Here is an 806-nt window from a genome sequence, read left to right as displayed (position 1 = left end):
CGGTTTTGTCGCAAAGTTTGATTGATCTACGGTAAAATACCGTACTGCTTACCAACCGGATACCCTCATTATGTTTAAAGGTTGTCAATTTCCATCCGCTATCATCCTTCTCGCCGTACGTTATTACCTAGCTTACAAACTCAGCTATCGTGAAATTGAAGAGATCCTAGCCGAGCGTGGACTGTCGATTGATCACTCAACCCTCAATCGCTGGGTAATTAAATTCAGCCCGTTATTAGCGTGTCGAGCGCGTCAAAAAAAGAAGCCAGTGGCTTCTTCTTGGCGAATGGATGAAACTTATATTAAAGTAAAAGGGCAATGGCTTTACTATTATCGAGCCGTTGATAATCGTGGTCAGGTGATCGACTTTTTATTGTCTCCCCGTCGAGATGAAACGGCTGCTCGTGCCTTTTTCAATAAGGCGTTTGAACAACACGGCTTACCTAAAAAAGTCGTCATCGATAAGAGTGGTGCGAATGCCTTAGCCTTGCACCACCTTAATGTTCAACTTTGGTTGTCAGGCCGAATGCTCGAATTAATTGAAGTACTCCAAGTGAAGTATTTGAATAATATGGTTGAGCAAGTCACAGAAAGGTGAAAGGAAAGATGCATCAATGCCTAGGCTGGAAAAGTGATGAGGGGGCGAGCAATACACTAGCCGGTATCGAATTGTGGACGATGATCAAAAATGAACAACTAGATAATCCAAATGGATTATCTAGTTGGGAACAGTTTTACGGTCTCGTAGCGTAATTACGCCTGGAGATTAGTGCAATAGCCGCTTATTAAAACTTTGCGACAGAACC

At 42.9% G+C, this 806-nt stretch carries 1 protein-coding gene; it reads left to right on the top strand.

The genetic code is table 11. The annotated features are described in order from the left end of the window. Nucleotides 1-70 precede the first annotated feature (70 nt). Nucleotides 71-753 (top strand): IS6 family transposase gene (locus HC723_RS16975; protein WP_238925536.1). Its coding sequence is split into 2 segments (ribosomal slippage): nucleotides 71-584 and nucleotides 584-753, totalling 684 coding nucleotides; the frame shifts between segments, so codons are not numbered across the junction. The last annotated feature ends 53 nt before the right edge of the window (nucleotides 754-806 follow it).

It is taken from the genome of Vibrio sp. S11_S32 (assembly GCF_014694465.1).
Lineage (GTDB): Bacteria > Pseudomonadota > Gammaproteobacteria > Enterobacterales > Vibrionaceae > Vibrio > Vibrio algicola.
The sequence above is the reverse complement of the archived record's forward strand: the minus strand, read 5'-3'. Positions and strand labels throughout refer to the sequence as shown.